Origin of the sequence: Paenibacillus sp. FSL F4-0087 (genome assembly GCF_038020215.1) — a bacterium.
GTDB lineage: Bacteria > Bacillota > Bacilli > Paenibacillales > Paenibacillaceae > Paenibacillus > Paenibacillus taichungensis.
The window spans coordinates 1,519,544-1,535,840 of record NZ_JBBODJ010000001.1; the positions used below are offsets into that span (position 1 = coordinate 1,519,544).

At 47.9% G+C, this 16,297-nt stretch carries 10 protein-coding genes; 5 read left to right on the forward strand and 5 right to left on the reverse strand.

From position 1 onward, the window contains the following. Nucleotides 1-248 precede the first annotated feature (248 nt). The gene (locus tag MHB84_RS07310; RefSeq protein WP_076290213.1) at nucleotides 249-1,679 is read left to right on the forward strand and encodes an aspartate ammonia-lyase; all 1,431 of its coding nucleotides are present in this window, start codon (nucleotides 249-251) and stop codon (nucleotides 1,677-1,679) included. 158 nt (nucleotides 1,680-1,837) lie between these two features. Here the strand turns inward: MHB84_RS07310 and rpoN are convergent, their stop codons facing one another. Next, complete coding sequence (rpoN, locus tag MHB84_RS07315; protein WP_076290214.1) at nucleotides 1,838-3,142, reverse strand: RNA polymerase factor sigma-54; 1,305 nt, start codon at nucleotides 3,140-3,142, stop codon at nucleotides 1,838-1,840. Between the two features lie 122 nt (nucleotides 3,143-3,264). Beyond that, the gene (gene pruA, locus MHB84_RS07320) at nucleotides 3,265-4,812 is read right to left on the reverse strand and encodes an L-glutamate gamma-semialdehyde dehydrogenase (RefSeq protein ID WP_076290215.1); all 1,548 of its coding nucleotides are present in this window, start codon (nucleotides 4,810-4,812) and stop codon (nucleotides 3,265-3,267) included. 244 nt (nucleotides 4,813-5,056) lie between these two features. On the opposite strand from pruA, the gene MHB84_RS07325 reads away from it, so the two are divergent. Beyond that, the gene (locus tag MHB84_RS07325; protein ID WP_076290216.1) at nucleotides 5,057-5,980 is read left to right on the forward strand and encodes a proline dehydrogenase family protein; all 924 of its coding nucleotides are present in this window, start codon (nucleotides 5,057-5,059) and stop codon (nucleotides 5,978-5,980) included. Nucleotides 5,981-6,146: 166 nt separating this feature from the next. On the opposite strand, the gene MHB84_RS07330 is transcribed toward MHB84_RS07325, so the two are convergent. Then, nucleotides 6,147-7,388 (reverse strand): BclA C-terminal domain-containing protein, encoded by a 1,242-nt coding sequence (locus tag MHB84_RS07330; protein ID WP_179087184.1) that lies wholly within the window; start codon nucleotides 7,386-7,388, stop codon nucleotides 6,147-6,149. 454 nt (nucleotides 7,389-7,842) lie between these two features. On the opposite strand from MHB84_RS07330, the gene MHB84_RS07335 reads away from it, so the two are divergent. Together MHB84_RS07335 and MHB84_RS07340 are read left to right on the forward strand one after the other, a co-directional pair. After that, on the forward strand, nucleotides 7,843-9,537 hold the full coding sequence (locus MHB84_RS07335) for a sigma-54 interaction domain-containing protein (RefSeq protein ID WP_076290218.1): 1,695 nt from the start codon (nucleotides 7,843-7,845) through the stop codon (nucleotides 9,535-9,537). Between the two features lie 96 nt (nucleotides 9,538-9,633). Then, nucleotides 9,634-11,580, forward strand: coding sequence for an AraC family transcriptional regulator (locus MHB84_RS07340; protein WP_341143020.1), 1,947 nt, complete (start codon nucleotides 9,634-9,636; stop codon nucleotides 11,578-11,580). A 197-nt stretch (nucleotides 11,581-11,777) separates the two neighbouring features. On the opposite strand, the gene MHB84_RS07345 is transcribed toward MHB84_RS07340, so the two are convergent. Further along, nucleotides 11,778-13,847, reverse strand: coding sequence for an nSTAND1 domain-containing NTPase (locus MHB84_RS07345; protein WP_076290220.1), 2,070 nt, complete (start codon nucleotides 13,845-13,847; stop codon nucleotides 11,778-11,780). 308 nt (nucleotides 13,848-14,155) lie between these two features. Here MHB84_RS07345 and MHB84_RS07350 point away from each other — a divergent pair, with 308 nt between their 5' ends. Then, the gene (locus MHB84_RS07350) at nucleotides 14,156-14,440 is read left to right on the forward strand and encodes a hypothetical protein (protein ID WP_143764763.1); all 285 of its coding nucleotides are present in this window, start codon (nucleotides 14,156-14,158) and stop codon (nucleotides 14,438-14,440) included. A gap of 53 nt (nucleotides 14,441-14,493) precedes the next feature. Here the strand turns inward: MHB84_RS07350 and MHB84_RS07355 are convergent, their stop codons facing one another. Further along, nucleotides 14,494-16,164, reverse strand: coding sequence for a PucR family transcriptional regulator (locus tag MHB84_RS07355; protein ID WP_076290221.1), 1,671 nt, complete (start codon nucleotides 16,162-16,164; stop codon nucleotides 14,494-14,496). Nucleotides 16,165-16,297 lie beyond the last annotated feature (133 nt).

Below are 16,297 nucleotides of genomic sequence, written 5' to 3' on the forward strand. Positions count from 1 at the left end.
GACAAATTAACCCCCATCTTATTCTTCATGCATGACTTCTCCTCTAAGTGGAGCATAATTGATAAGACGAGTTTTGACTGACTGGTTCCTTTGTAGTCTGCCAAGGTGATATCCTTAATTTAAATTATTTATCGGCAAGTAGGGTGAAATGATTTAGCTTGGCATCCATTTTGCTTAAATGATATACTGAGTGCGCTTCGGCATTGCCGGGGCTGACCTATTTTTGGATGCCACTGGAGGCGAACGAAATGTCTACATTGTCCACAAGGACGGAGAAAGATTTTATTGGAGAAAAAGAAATTCCTGCTTATGCTTATTACGGAATACAGACGGTTCGGGCTGTAGAGAACTTCCCGATTACCGGCGTTCCTGTACACCGGGAGCTGATTACAGCTCTGGCTGCGGTGAAAAAGGCTGCAGCAATCACGAATATGGAGCTGAAGATGCTGCCACGCAAAATTGGCGATGTCATCGTCATGGCTGCTGAAGAAATGATGAAAGGCCATCATCTAGATCATTTTATTGTTGACTCCATTCAGGGCGGTGCAGGCACCTCCATGAATATGAATATGAATGAAATTCTGGCCAATCGCGGACTGGAACTGTTATTGCAGAACAAGGGTGACTATTTCCACTGTAACCCGAATAACCATGTGAACATGTCCCAATCCACCAATGACGTAATCCCAACTGCACTGCGTATTGCTGCGTATCGGTTGTCCGAAACGCTGCTGGATACGATGAAACGTCTGCAGGATGCGTTCCGCAAAAAAGAACAGGAATTCAACGATGTAGTTAAGGTAGGTCGGACACATCTTCAGGATGCTGTGCCTATTCGCCTTGGACAAGAGTTCGGTGCATATGCGCGCGTTATCGGCCGTGATATTGAGCGTCTTGAGTTCGCAAATCGTCGCCTGCTCACCATTAACTTGGGTGCAACGGCTGTAGGTACAGGCCTCAATGCGAAACCGGAATACATCGTAAAAGTCACGGAGCATCTGTCCGATGTGACAGGATTGAATTTGCAAACAGCCGAGGATCTTGTGGATGCCACACAGAATACGGATGCCTATTTGGAATTGTCGGCTGCACTGAAAGTATGTGCTGTCAGTCTGTCCAAAATCTGTAACGATATTCGCATGATGGCTTCTGGCCCACGTGCAGGATTCAATGAGCTGCGTCTTCCACCGCGTCAGCCAGGTTCGTCCATTATGCCAGGCAAAGTGAATCCGGTTATGGCCGAAGTGATCAATCAGGTGTCCTTCCAGGTTATGGGGAACGACCATACGATCTGCATGGCCTGTGAAGCAGGTCAATTCGAATTGAACGTTATGGGTCCCGTTATTGCGTTCAACTTGCTGCAATCGCTTAAAATCATGAATAACGGCATCGACGTCTTCACTCGTTATGCCGTTGAAGAGATGGAAGCGAACCGTGAGCGTTGTGCATTGATCATGAAGCAGAGCTTTAGTGTAATTACAGCGCTCAATCCACATCTGGGCTATGATGTGGCAGCCTCCATTGTGAAGGAAGCATTGAAGACTGGAAACACCTTGCAAGAGATTATTCTGGAACGGGGTCTACTGACACCGGAAGAACTGGAAGAAATTTTGCATCCGGAGCAGATGACTACTCCTGGTATTGCAGGTGAGCACTTCCTGCACAATATGGAACGTTAGTACGCTGTTTAAATTCAACTAATGAGTGTTTACATTGACACTTCGATGATAGAACAACCTTCCGATCGCTGTTAAATCGGAACAAGTAACCCCCGCAGACCGTTACCACGGCTCGCGGGGGTTACTTGTTTAGAATATATAATGAAGTCATACGTCATTCATGCCCAGCGCTTCCGTTCAAGTGAAGGCAATATCTGAAGCTCTTCCCTGTATTTCGCAACCGTTCTGCGGGAGATAACGATGCCTTCATTCGCGAGCAATGCCGTGAGTTGGCTATCCGAGTATGGACGTTCCGCCCGTTCAGAACGAATCAGCTCTTTTAATCTGAGCTTCACCGCCGGCGCAGAGGCCATTTCTCCGTTCATTGTTTCCAGACCTGAGGCAAAAAAAGCTTTGAGTTCAAAGACACCATGCGGTGTCTGAACATATTTGCCATTGACTGCACGGCTCACCGTAGACTCATGCATGCCGATGACCTCGGCAATAATCGCCAGATTGAGCGGCTTCAAACCGGCAGGTCCTTCACGCAGAAAAGATTCCTGTTCAGTCATGATCGCCGCCAGAACACGCATCAGAGTTCGACGACGCATACGCACGCTGCGAATGATCGCTCTCGCCTCTGCTGCCCGGCCTGACCAGACCTCATCTGCATCAATCTCCCTGATCCAGCGGCAACAAGCTTCGTTCAAGGATACCCGCGGCACAACCGTTGAATTTAACCTTAGCGAAAGCTCACCATTTCTTATCTGCACAACGGCATCCGGAATAATATAATGTGCACGTTCCGTACACCCGATGGATCGGCAAGGTTTCGGGTCAAGACAAGCAATATAGTCATAGGCTGCCTGAGCCTGTTGTGACGTAATCCCCAGTCTTGTTCCCGCTCTGCCTGGATGGAAACGAACCAACTCTTCCAGACCTTCCTCCACCATGTGCTCTGCATGATGGTTAGCGAATGGATCACGCCTAATCTGAAGCAACAAGCATTCACGCAAGTTACGCGCTCCTACACCTGCCGGGTCCAGCGACTGGAGTATGTCCATGGCTGCTTCAGCCTCAGGCATCGATATTCCCCTTGCTGATACAACCTCAGTCATTTCCATCGTCAGATAGCCATCTTCATTGACACAACCAGCCAAATATACAGCTGTTTTCTCCATTGCAGGCGGAAGATTCTGCAACCGAAGCTGAGATATCAACAGTTGTTCAAGTGTAGGTTCGGCCCCTTTCATCTGCAACAGCGGATCATAAGAGGAGAACCTCTCCTGATTCAATCGTCGGGGAAGACGGGGGCGCAGGGTAAAGGGCTCTTCTAGCTCAAGCACCGGATTTTCATCCGCGGCTTCCTGCAAATAACGAGCCAATTCCTGACCCGATAAGGTCAGCAGATGAATGGATTGCTTCATCTCCGGCGTAATAGATAATCGAATACGCCCCTCCTGCACCAACTGAAATCCTAACATCCGTCTCCCCCCTTAAGCGCTGCTCAAGCTACTACAGTATACTGACGAACAAAGACTATTTTCAGGAAATGATAGCATACAAACCAAACGATTGTCAGCGGGCCCAAACCCAATTTCTCAACTTAATATTTCTCCGATACCAACTTCGCTTGGGTGAACAGCAGCAAGTAATCCCTTCCCCCTGCCTTGGAATCCGTTCCTGACATGTTAAATCCGCCAAATGGATGTGTACCCACCAGTGCACCTGTACATTTGCGGTTAAAGTATAGATTACCCGCAAAAAATTCCCGTCTGGCTTGTTCCAGATGTTCGCGATTGCGAGAGATCACCGCACCTGTCAGTCCATAATCGGTATTATTGGCAATATCCAGTGCATCCCCGAAGGATTCTGCCTTGATAAAGGCCAACACCGGTCCAAAAATCTCTTCCTGTGAAATCCGTGCTTGCGGGTCCACATCGGCAATAATGGTCGGTTCAATGAAATAACCTGCCTCGTTCCCTGTACTACCCCCGAGCACAAGGCGACCTTCACCCCTGCCTATTTCAATATATTCTGTGATCTTGGCGTACGCCTTATCATCGATAACCGGACCTACCTGATTTCCGACTTCAAGTGGACTGCCCATGCTCAGCAGCTTGGTTCGTTCAATCACTTTTTGCAATACCTCGTCATATACATCTTTATGAATAATGGCGCGGGAACACGCGGAGCACTTCTGTCCCGAGAAACCAAACGCGGAAGCCGTGATGGATTCCGCAGCCAATTCCAGATCACTGTCGCTATCTACGACAATGGAATCCTTGCCGCCCATCTCAGCAATCACCCGTTTAATCCATTTCTGCCCTGGCGCGGTGCGTGCTGCACGTTCATTGATCCGCAGACCGACATCTCTGGAGCCTGTGAAGCTGATAAAGCGGGTGAGCGCATGGTCCACCAGATAATCGCCAACTTCACTGCCCGGTCCTGGCAAATAGTTCACTACGCCATCCGGCACACCCACTTCTGCAAGCAGCTCCATGAATTTAGCTGCAATAACCGGGGTTGTACTGGCTGGCTTCAATACAACCGTGTTGCCCGATACCAATGCAGCAGAAGTCATGCCTGCCATAATCGCGAGTGGGAAGTTCCATGGTGGAATGACAATCCCCACACCAAGCGGAATATAACTCAATTCATTATCTTCGCCTGCAATTCGTGTGAGCGGCTGTGGTTCACTCAGACGCTGCATCTCACGGGCATAAAACTCCATAAAATCAATAGCTTCGGCTGTGTCCGCATCCGCTTCTGGCCATGTTTTGCCTGCTTCGTACACCATCCAAGCGGAGAATTCATGCTTACGACGCCGCATGAGCGCTGCCGCTTTGTACAAATAGCGGGCACGTTCATTCGGGTCCGTATGTTTCCAGGTGCGAAATGTTTCCGCAGCTGTTTGGATGGCCTGTTCGGCAAGCTCTTGATCGGCCTGATAGATCTTTCCGACGATCTGATTTTTGTACGCAGGATTCACGGAGGATAACGTGCGGGCGCTTGTTATTTTTTGTCCACCAATAATAATGGAGTATTCCTGGCCAAGTTCAGCCTCCACCTTACGAAGTGCGTTCTCAAAAGCTTCCCGGTTGGCCGGGACTGCAAAGGATGTGAATGGTTCGTTAACAAAAGGGATATTCATGAATGATTTCCTCCTTCAGATGTGGGGGTTCGCTGGCTGTTTGCCTGAGTTGCCATGCATTTTACTCATCACTCAATATATGTAGCAAGATCCGTGCCAACTCCGGTTGATGAAGGAATATTTTTATAAATAAATGTTTTTCTTCAAAATTACCGCCCGTTTTCTTCTATGCAGAATAACCTTGGCATGATTATTGCTTGATCACTTTGTTATAAAGAAACATGATCCATAAGGAGGAACCCCGATGAGTATCGGAACCGAAATGTACCGTAAAACGCTGCTGACCGTCGCAGGTAATAAAGCTGTGGAGAATCTCTCCATCAAATACGGCAAAAAGCTGGCTGGCAAATTTATTGCAGGCAACACACTGGAAGAAGCTCTCGAAGAGATTCGGGTACTCAACAACAAAGGCATTATGGCTACACTGGATCATCTGGGTGAGGGCATTACCCATTTAAGAGAAGCTGCGCTGTATCGGGATGAGTATATACGTCTGGTGGAGGGCATTGCCCGTCAGGGTGCGGACTCCAATGTCTCGCTAAAACCAACCCAAATGGGACTCGCGCTGGACCCTGAGGAAGGTTATCGAAATATACGTGCGGTTGCCACCCAAGCGAAGCTGCATAATCTGTTTGTGCGGATCGATATGGAGGACAGCCCGTTTACCCAAGCGACTTTGGATATTGTGCGCCGTTTGCACTCGGAAGGACTGGATAATACAGGTACGGTACTACAAGCCTACTTGCATCGTACCGTGGAAGATACACGTGATATGATTCGGGAAGGCATCCGGCTGCGTCTGGTCAAAGGTGCTTACAAGGAACCTGCATCCGTAGCATATCAGAACACTTCAGAAGTGATTGATCAATTCAAAACGATGATTCGCAATCATCTCGATCAGGGGGTATACACTGCGGTTGCTTCACATGATGACCACATTATTTCCTGGACCAAGCAATATGCGAAGGATCGGGGAATTTCCCCGGAGGCATTTGAATTTCAAATGTTGTACGGCTTGCGTATGGGCGAACAGGAACGCCTGGCTAGAGAAGGATACCGCATTCGTTGTTACGTGCCCTATGGAACCATGTGGTACCCGTACTACACCCGCCGTCTGGCTGAGAAACCCGCAAATCTCTGGATGGTGGTCAAAAACATGTTTAGATAATTTCCCGGCTGGATTCAGTTATATAAAATACAACGAGAAAAACAAAAACCATGCTGCCACTTTCTTCAGGGCACATGGTTTTTTCTGTACAACACAGCATTCCAGACAATGTCTAAAAAATGAACATCCCCAATTTAAAATGTCTAATTTTCTGGACACCAACTGATTACCTGCTCAATTGTTGAATGAGAATAGAAGCATTTGCATTGATCTGTGATCCGCCTGCTAGTGTTTGCAGATCAACAGCCGAGGCACTGGAATGATTTCGTAAAGTTATCACATCGCCGGGAGCAGCGGTAATAATAATCATTCCTGGATTCGGTTGAGTACCAGCTCCTGAACCATAGACACTGCCACCGACAGGGGCTCCGTTTTGATAAAGGGTAAATTGGTTTGCCTGAACACCTGTAATGATAAAGAACACCGCATAGTCCCCAGCATTACCAATATTAATTTCAGCCGTGCCAGGTGTATGAGTAATGTTGGTAAGGTTTTCGTTGCTATCGAAGGTTATATCCGTCTCGGTAGCTACAGACTGAGCTGAGGTGTTAAAAATATAGCCATACGATGCCAAACCTTGGCCTGTTGTACCGGTTGCCCCGGTAACTCCCGTTGATCCCGTAACCCCAGTGTCGCCTGTAACTCCTGTAACTCCAGTGCTGCCTGTCGCTCCCGTCACCCCAGTGCTGCCTGTTCCTCCCGTCACTCCAGTGCTGCCTGTTCCTCCCGTCACTCCAGTGCTGCCTGTTCCTCCCGTCACTCCAGTGCTGCCTGTTCCTCCTGTCACCCCAGTGCTGCCTGTTGCTCCCGTCACCCCAGTGCTGCCTGTTGCTCCTGTCACTCCAGTACTGCCTGTTGTTCCTGTTACTCCAGTGCTGCCTGTTGCTCCCGTCACTCCAGTACTGCCTGTTGTTCCTGTTACTCCAGTGCTGCCTGTTGCTCCCGTCACTCCAGTGCTGCCTGTTGCACCGGTTGAGCCTGCCCCTACACCTGTGGCACCTGTCGCACCTGTTACTCCTGTGGCTCCGGTTACACCTGTTGTGCTCAGGGCCTCACCCAGCAATTCCTGGGATACCAATCGGTGAGCCGTGACTAACTCGCCTTCAGCGTCTTTGCCCCATACGGAAATTTGCGCTTCCGGGGCAGCGAGGTCTGCTGTGGAAAATATAAACTCGAACGCATCAAAATTTGCATTATAGTCTTTGGTTATGACCTGATTGGGAAGCACATTAAACATTTCTTCCACATATAACGTTCTGACTCCATCGAGATAGTAACCCAAAAGAAGAACGCTATATACATCTATTGAATCCCGATTATCGATTTTGACGGTGACGAATTGAGTGGGACGGGTACCAGTTACACCTGAAATATTATTTTCAATGGGTCCGGTTGATAGAATGGCCATTTCATCAGCCTCCTTTTTATTTTTCTTCATGCGCATTGAGCCTTCTTATAGCATTATTCAGAAGTTTCTTAATGGTGTGGACAATTTATGTTCTATATGAATAATCACTTAAACAGCTCGGTACTGGGTGAGAGATAACAGTGTAGTCCACTGTTTCTAATGTTAGTTTTAATAACTCACATCTCACCTAAAATTTTAACTCGTCCATTGTAATTAACAATTATTCCTAAACCATAAAATTGTAAGCGCATAACAAAAATAATAAATCGATACCCCTCTCTTCTGCGCCGATACCATGTACGCTTCATGTCAAAAAATATATACACACTTCATTTGGAAAGCTATAATATGGGTAACTATCATCCCCACAATCATTTCATCTGGGGGCCGCTTGTAAGCAGCTCGTGCAACAGGTATAGTTTCCGAAAGTTATGCCCTAACTGAGGTGATATTGATGAAACATTTACTTCCAGAATTAATGACCTTATTACGTACAAATATGAGTATCCTGGATTCGGGCCTTTCCATGCCCGTTATCCCTTCAACCACTGGACTGGCCGAAGCCATCCCCCTATTTAATACCAGTCCTTATCTGTTAGTTCAGGATGATGGACCTCTATTGGGCTATATCGCTGTATCTGATGTTTTACAAGAAATGATGCATGCCCATCGGCTTATGGAAGCTTATTTCGAGACTACTCTGGAAACGGCAGGCTCAGCTCTGACTTTGATTAATGAAGAAGCAAAGGTGACCTACTGGACATCGGGTGCGGAGCATGTTTTTTCCATCAACAAAAAAGATATCATTGGGAAACCGGCAGCGGATTTCTTTCCGCCTGATCGCCTTCAATCGCTCAAAACGTTATACACAGGGGAAACCGTGTATCGAAAGCAGCACCAGCCAAGGCCCGATCTATTCGCCCTGATTAATGCACGTCCAGTGCAACTCGATGGACGTATTGTAGGCGCGGTTGCTGCGGAAGTGGATATAACAACCGAAATCCGTCTGCATCAAGAGTTATTACATATGACATCCAAAGTCCAACATCTGGAGAAAGCCGTTGCCCGTCTGCGCCCGGATTCCGATCCATTTTCCAGAATCAAGGGCAGCAGCCCAGTAATCAACCAGTGTCTGGAGACTATTCGCAAGATAAGCACCACCTCAGCTACCGTGCTTATTCTTGGAGAAAGCGGAACGGGCAAAGAGTTATTCGCCAAAGCCATTCATGACCTGCGTGAACCGCAGACAGCGCCGTTTATCGCCATTAACTGCGGAGCTATTCCTGGTTCATTATTTGAGAGTGAATTATTCGGGTACGAGAAGGGTGCATTTTCAGGGGCTGATCCCAAAGGAAAAAAAGGGAAGATTGAGCTGGCAGAAGGCGGCACGCTCTTTTTGGATGAGATAGGTGAGATGCCACTGGAGCTTCAGGTGAAGCTATTGCGTGTATTGCAGGAGAAAAGTTACTTCCCTGTCGGTGGAACACGCATGAAACAGGCCAGCTGCCGGATTATCGCCGCAACCAATCAGAATCTGCTGGGCATGATCGCCCGCAATCAGTTCCGGGAGGATCTCTACTATCGACTGAATGTCATTAACCTCGTCATCCCTCCCCTGCGTAAGCGCAAGGAAGATATTTACGAGTTGACACAGACTTTCCTGCAAGAGTTTTCCTTGCTCTATAATCGTCATATTGAACTGGTTCCTCCTGAGGTGTTCAAGCTGTTATTCCAGTATGACTGGCCGGGTAATGTACGGGAATTAAGAAATGTGATTGAGCGGATCACCATTCTCACCACGGATGGCGAGGTCAAGCCCGAATATCTCCCTGACACCTTCATTGCATCCATGGATCAGGAACAATCCATTTTGCACGAGGCGGTACAGCTTCATCCACAACCTGGTCTGGAATCAGTCTCTTCTAGTTCACCTGAAAGCTCGGACCCATCTGTTCCGATACATGAAGAAAAAAAAGAGGAGCCGCTGGATACTTCGACCCTATCCTATCAGGAGAAGTTGGACACCTACGAGTCGGATCTCCTGCTGCAATATCTGAAAGCCGCTGGAGGCAACAAAAGAACGCTCGCCCGGCAGCTCGGCATCTCCAGAGCAACGCTCTATAACCGCATGAAGAGGCTCGGTCTATGACCAGCCTCTTCATGTCGTTATAATGAATGATACATAGAATTGTTAAGCCTCGATGAAGAAGGTTGGTTGTAGCACATGGAGATACAGAATCACATGATGTTGTGGAATCACGCTTCCTTCAACATATTTGATATCCGCCGCGTGGTAGTCCAAGCAGGTCAGACTTTGCGTCCCTATGTCTTGCCAGCCAGTGTCTTTATCATGTCTGTCCGCGGAAGTGCTCAGATTATACTCGATGAGACATCACACAATACACGACGTTTTCAGATATTCCATGCGGGTAAAGGAAGCATTCTGAACGTAGAAGCCGGACAAGAAGAGTTCGAATATTATTGCGTATATTATAAAGCAAAACTTTCACTGCCAGCCCATAGCGAACTTGCAGCACTAGCTGAACGTCTTCGTCCTTTCCACGTTACCTACAGCCTAATCCCTGCGGAACCCTTTATACTCTATCGCTGTTTGACGGACATGCATAAGGAATGGAGCAAAGCCGAAGCGCTTGGACATTTGCGTGCCAAGAGCCTGCTTTTTCAATTCATCACTGAAGTGCTGAATCAGATGCAGACTCAAGGTGTACGTTCTCAGAAACGCGATCTGGCTGCGCAAATCATCACGATTATTCAGTCTCGATTCGCCGAAGCCATTACGCTGGAATTACTATCAGAGAACCTGAATTATAGCGTTCCACATCTCTCCTCCTATTTTAAAAGCCGGACCGGACTCAGCCCGATTGATTATCTCATTAAAGTACGGATCGAAAAGACGGCAGCATTGCTGCTGGAGACGGATGCCACCTTAAAAGAGATTGCATCCAGCGTTGGTTATCAGGACCCCTACTATCTGGGCAGGCTGTTCAAAAAGTATAAAGGCGTCTCTCCCTCACATTTCAGAGCGGAGCATAGAGCCACCCAACGAGAAGATAGTCCTTCTACAACCATGAGATTATCCATTGGCCCTCCAAACCCCCTCAGCTATACTGTTGTAGATGATAATTATTATCAACGAGTTGGGGATGGAGAGGACGAATTGTACATGTACAGAGGATCAAGAACACCTATTACGGCGGTATTATTGCTTAGCTTTATGTTGTTGATCAGTGCTTGCGGGACGGAGGATACAGGTAATAGTTCCTCGGGAGCAGCTGAGAATGCGACAACTCCGACCAATACCAAACAAGGACAAGCTGCTGGAACTACGACTGCCGAGCAACCACAGACCAAAACCGTATCCACGGTTACAGGAGATATTGAAGTCCCATTGCAACCCAAACGAATTGTAGCGGGTGAATATCTGGGCAGTCTGATCGCTCTGGGTGTAACTCCTGTCGGAACATCAAGTCACCACATTGCGAACCCCTACCTGCATGATGCGCTGAAAGACGTGGAGGATCTGGGAGATGGCAACGGCAACTTGGAGAAGATTGCTGCCATGGAGCCGGATCTTATTATTATGGATGATATGTACGCTGAAATGAATGAGCAGCTAACTAAAATTGCCCCGACTGTAATCATACCCTATGCCTCATTCAAAACCGTGCATGAAGAAGTTAGCTATTTCGGTGAGCTACTAGGTAAGCAAGAGGAAGCAAATGCCTGGCTTGCTGATTATGACCGCCGTACAGCCGCAGCGAAAGAACGAGTGCTCCAGGTTATCCCTGCCGATAGCACATTCTCCATTCTGGAATATATGGGTAAAGATATTTCAACCGTTGGCGCCAACTATGGCAAGGGCGGACCCGTAATATACAATGTGCTTGGCTTCAAACCTCCAGCTGAGGTAATCGCTGAGTTAACCGATCCAGGCTGGGCGAGCCTCTCCACGGAAGTTTTGCCTAAATATGCTGGGGATTATATCGTTCTAACAACAGATAACCAGACGATGGAGGATTTAAAGGCTGACCCCATCTGGGGAGGATTGGACGCCGTCAAAAATGATCATGTATATATCTGGGGTGCTGATCGCTCCTGGTATTGGGACCCCATTGCCATTCTCACCCAAACGGAAGAACTGGCCGATTGGTTAGTGGAAACAAAGAATTAAAGCTTCAATTTCACTAACCAATCAGCATCATGGTCTCTGGATTTCATGGTCATCTGCTTGAGATTTATTTCAATCAAAAAAAACACGCAGGACTGGCTCGATAAGCCGGTTACTGTGTGTTTTTTGGTTTATTCCAATGATATTAATTTATGATTGATGTTAATTTCCCATGAATCCATATTATTCTTTCAATCACGCTACAGTACTCTTGCCAGCCGGATCAAAGCCGCTCGTAGATGCCGATAGAATGTCGCCCGGCTCATTGAGCATGCCTGTGCTGCGGCAGTTGGATTGCCAGCATATGTCCAATAGGCCGCGTATAACAGCTTCTGATCCTGCTGCGAGATACCATGAACCCGGCCCTCCAGCAAATCCAGTATATGCGACTGTAGATGAATGCCATCCGTCATGCCATTCACTCGCCCTGCGGACTCATGCAATTCTCCGGGAGAATGCAGATGAGTCAGCATTTTGCGTAAATCCTGTTCGGACCAGGGTACCTGACTCACGCCAGATGTCCCCTGCTGTAACCCGCCGTTCTTTGCATCAGGAATCAAAAGAGACATCACCCAATCACCGAATTGTCCACTGCGCAAATCCAGATCTAGCACATCTGCCTGATCTGCATACAGGTCACATAAACGAGTACGTGCTCTCTTACTCCGAAAACCAATACTCTGCAAAAACAGCTTCAGGTACGGATTGGTTGCGACCAGTATGACCCTGGCCCCTTCTCCCAGTAGGGACAACCGATCCAGTGACATATAACCCACAAGTTCTTCACGTTTGTAGCCTGGTACATCATCCCTTGCTGCAGCGAGTACCGCAAAGTGAGTATCCGTCTGGTCTGGATCACAATCCAGCTCTTCCGGTGTGAAACATTCCTGCATCTCGGCTGGAAAATACTTGGACAACATCCCGCTGCTCTCCCGGTGCACGAGTACCGTAATGAACATCGCGATCGGATCGCCCTCCTTGTCACGCATCAGTACAATCCCCTCAGGATAACGCTGTGCAAGTTCGTCTAAAAAAGCAGGATAAGACGGCGCCTGCCAAGGCTCCACACTATACTCACACCATTGTTGGAGTAATTTGTGCAACGCTGGCAAGTCCTCCGATCGCATCACCTCCAGCGGAGAAAACAGTGAATCCGCCGACACATCAGCGTACTTCCGATGCTGGAGCATGGATTCCTGACACAAAAGGAGCATTTTCCTCGTAATCTGGCGTCTCTCATGTGGACCAGCTTGTTCATGGAGCGGCTTTAGCAACCCCGCTATTCGTACCCGCATAGCTTGCAGACGCTGTGGTTCACGTTGGCGAAAATCCCGAAGCAGATGTAATCTGGCCATATCATGCAGCGCCAGACCATTAGGACCGGAACGGATGAACGACATACGTCTCAAGACGTTATATTCCTCAAGCGTCACCTCTGTTTGCAGTACAGATGCCAACAATTCCTGATTCGCCGTTTCCAGCAGCGTTAATACCTCTACCATTGGGTGCAGACGGGGAAGAGTCAATTCAAGCAGCAGCCTGGCACTAATCATTTGTGATAATTCGGTCCACTCGGAGATGGGAATATTCCTGCGCTGATCCGCAGCCTCCACAGCAAGCGCTAACCCGAGCGGATGTCCATCCGTCATACGCGCAATCGTCCCCGCTATGCTCCTGTTTAATGATCCTGCCACTGCAATATATTCGGACACTTCTTCACCCGTAAAATGTTGAAGAGGCATCTGCACGAGGCGCTGCCGCAACCTTGGATGTGTCCGCCACGCTGAAGCAGGCTCCGGTCGTGAGGCCAGAATAATAAGTACTCCATATAACGGAAGCTTGGATACGAAGACTTCCATAAACCAACTCTCCAGAAGAGCCAGCTCTTCATAGTTATCCACAGCAAGGACCAGCCGCCTCTTTACTGAAGTCTCACTCAGCAGGCTCAATGGCCGCGTGTTACCATCACTCCCCATTTTCTCTAGTCCCAATGTAGAGGAGAGATACTCCAAAAAGACCGACGGTGTAGATCCGCAGGATCTGCCATCCATCCATATGGCGGTCGCTCCCTGGTTCCGAGCAACGGACAACATCTCAGACAGCAAGGATGATTTACCGATTCCTCCCATGCCCGTAACCGAAAAAATGGTTAAAGGTGCTTCCGGATTGTTGAGCCATCGGTCCAATACCATCAGTTCCTTGGCTCGACCCACAAAACGTTTTCCATGACCATAATGGCTATCGTATTGAATCTCACTACTGTTTTCCATCTGTGTCCTCCGTACTAGATACTGGTACTTTCCTTAACCGTATTTTCTCACAAATTGAGACTACATTGAGACGCACAGTTACATATGAAGTGATAAAATCTAGATAAAAGCCAAATTATAGTAAATATACAAAACAGCTGTATGCAAACGTTTAACACAGGGTACATACATCTTTCATGAGGATGTTCAACATAATTCGCCATTCCGCTAATCGAGCACACCAATCAAGTGGGCATCCACCCATTTCGAACTTCATGCTTCCCTTTCAGAACCTATACAGCCCGATATTCCAGGAAAGGCGGATTTGTGTGAGAAAAAACCTCGATATCTGTAATCTGAGCGGACAACTAGGAATCAACCGTGAGCGACTTGATGAATGGTTGCGTCAAACCGTTATTTCATCCAAAAAAATGGAGACGGAGACTCTTCCGGAGCGCAGTTCTTCGCCATATCGCTTGGCCGCTCCCACCTCGTTATCCCTTGCACCTTCCTCCGGCCAACCCAAACTGTTCCGTGGCCGCCGTCCGGCTTCTGGCAACTCTGTATTACCAAGAGCATTACGACACGCTCGTCGCATCAGTAAAAATTGCTAGACTGTGCATGCTTTTCAATAATGCACAGTCTGGACTGTCACCAGCCTGATTCATCAAGACAGAAATCCCTGTTCCTCCTCGATCATGGCATGAGCAAGCAACGCCATCTCCAGGCAGATTCTTCTTTCCTGATCCATAAAATCAGGTCCCATTAATTCTTCTAACTTCTCCAATCTATTGTACAAGGTTTGCCGATGTATGAACAATTGAGCAGCCGCATCCCGCTTGGAACCGAAGTTTTGCAGGAAGGCATCCAATGTCTCCACCAGCCTTAGATGATGTGTCCGATCATAGTCAATCAGAACGCCCAGATGATCATTTACAAAAGGCTGCAAAAACGATTGGGGCAATGCTTTAAGCATTTGATATATACCCATACGTTCGTAAAAATGAATATGTTCCAGCCGATCCACGGATCGTGAAACTTCGATGACCTGGTACGCTTCCCGCAGACTGTCCGGCAATCCTGTTAGTCGGTTACGCACCTTGCCAAATCCGGCATGGATCGTAACCTGCTTCAGGTTGCGACTCGCAAATCTCTTCACATCACCAATAATGCCTTCAAGTGATTTTACCAGTTGATTTCGTGTAGATGTCTTGTTCTCTTCCTTGGCACAGCATACATATACCTGATTATTTTTCAGCATGATGAGGCTGGCGAGATTGTTCTTTTTGAGCAAGGAACGCAGCAGCACCAGAATATCCTGATGATTGGTTTCCATTCGCTCACGGCCGATGCCTTTCAGACGGTGCTCCATCTCAATAACTCCGCCGGCAAACCAGTACTGTCCCTTCACCAACAGACGGAGCCCCATTCGGGTCTGCGCCTGCTCCTCTTGAAGAATGTTACCGTTCATCAGATCCTGGATCAGCTCATTCTGGTTGCGTACCATCTTCTCCTCCAGAAACTGAGAGCGCAGAGTCAGTGCGGCCGCAGCCTTCGCTGTATAATCGAGCAACAACTTAAGATACTCAACGGGTGCTGAAGGATGTACAACCATGCCTACCGCAGAAAAAACCTGCCCAAAACATACGACCGGATGACACAGTAACACCTGTTCCTCATCCAGATGGAACCATAACTCCGTGTCTGAATCATTGAGATCCAGATGCTCAACCTCCTGTTCGTACCATGTGTAGATCGCTTGCTGTGTCTCGGAGGGTAACTCCGGCACAAAACTGCCCGGTTCCATGGACGAGATATACACAACCGGCTTGGCCGCATATTCATGCAGAAGGTTAAGCACAGCCGACATGTCTGTACTCTGTAATGTTCGCTGCTGAAGCTGACGGGAATAGGTTTCCAGGCTCTTCAGCAGCTGGTGCTGATGATTAATAAGCAAAGCGTGAATATCTTGCGTGATCTCAACAAAACGGACCGGTTGCTCAAACACGATAAGTGGGAATTGATGCCTGTCAGCCAGTTCAATCAATTCTTCGGGAATGCCATGAATGCTCGTACCAAACTCCACGCAAAGCCCCGCCGCTTCGCTCCGGATTAACTGGAGCAGATATTCTTCGCGCCCTTCTTCCGATTGAAGCCATAGTCCAGTGGATAAAATAAGATCATGGGGACTTACAAAGGGAGAAACATTGGTGATCTCCAGCACATGAACCCATCCAACTTGACGTGATGTTCCTTCTTTCCCCGCAGCAAGCCGGGCTTTGGCAAAGACAGGGCGAGCCAGAATATCCTTTATCGTAAACACGCGGTCATTTCTCAATATCGATCCCTCATAGTGTCATTTTTTCTTACATTATAAGCGATGGACAAATGTCCTGAATAGTCTTTTCTCGACATTATGTTGAATCAATTCTTCAAAACATAGACATCAGGTAAGGTGCAAAACGATGATC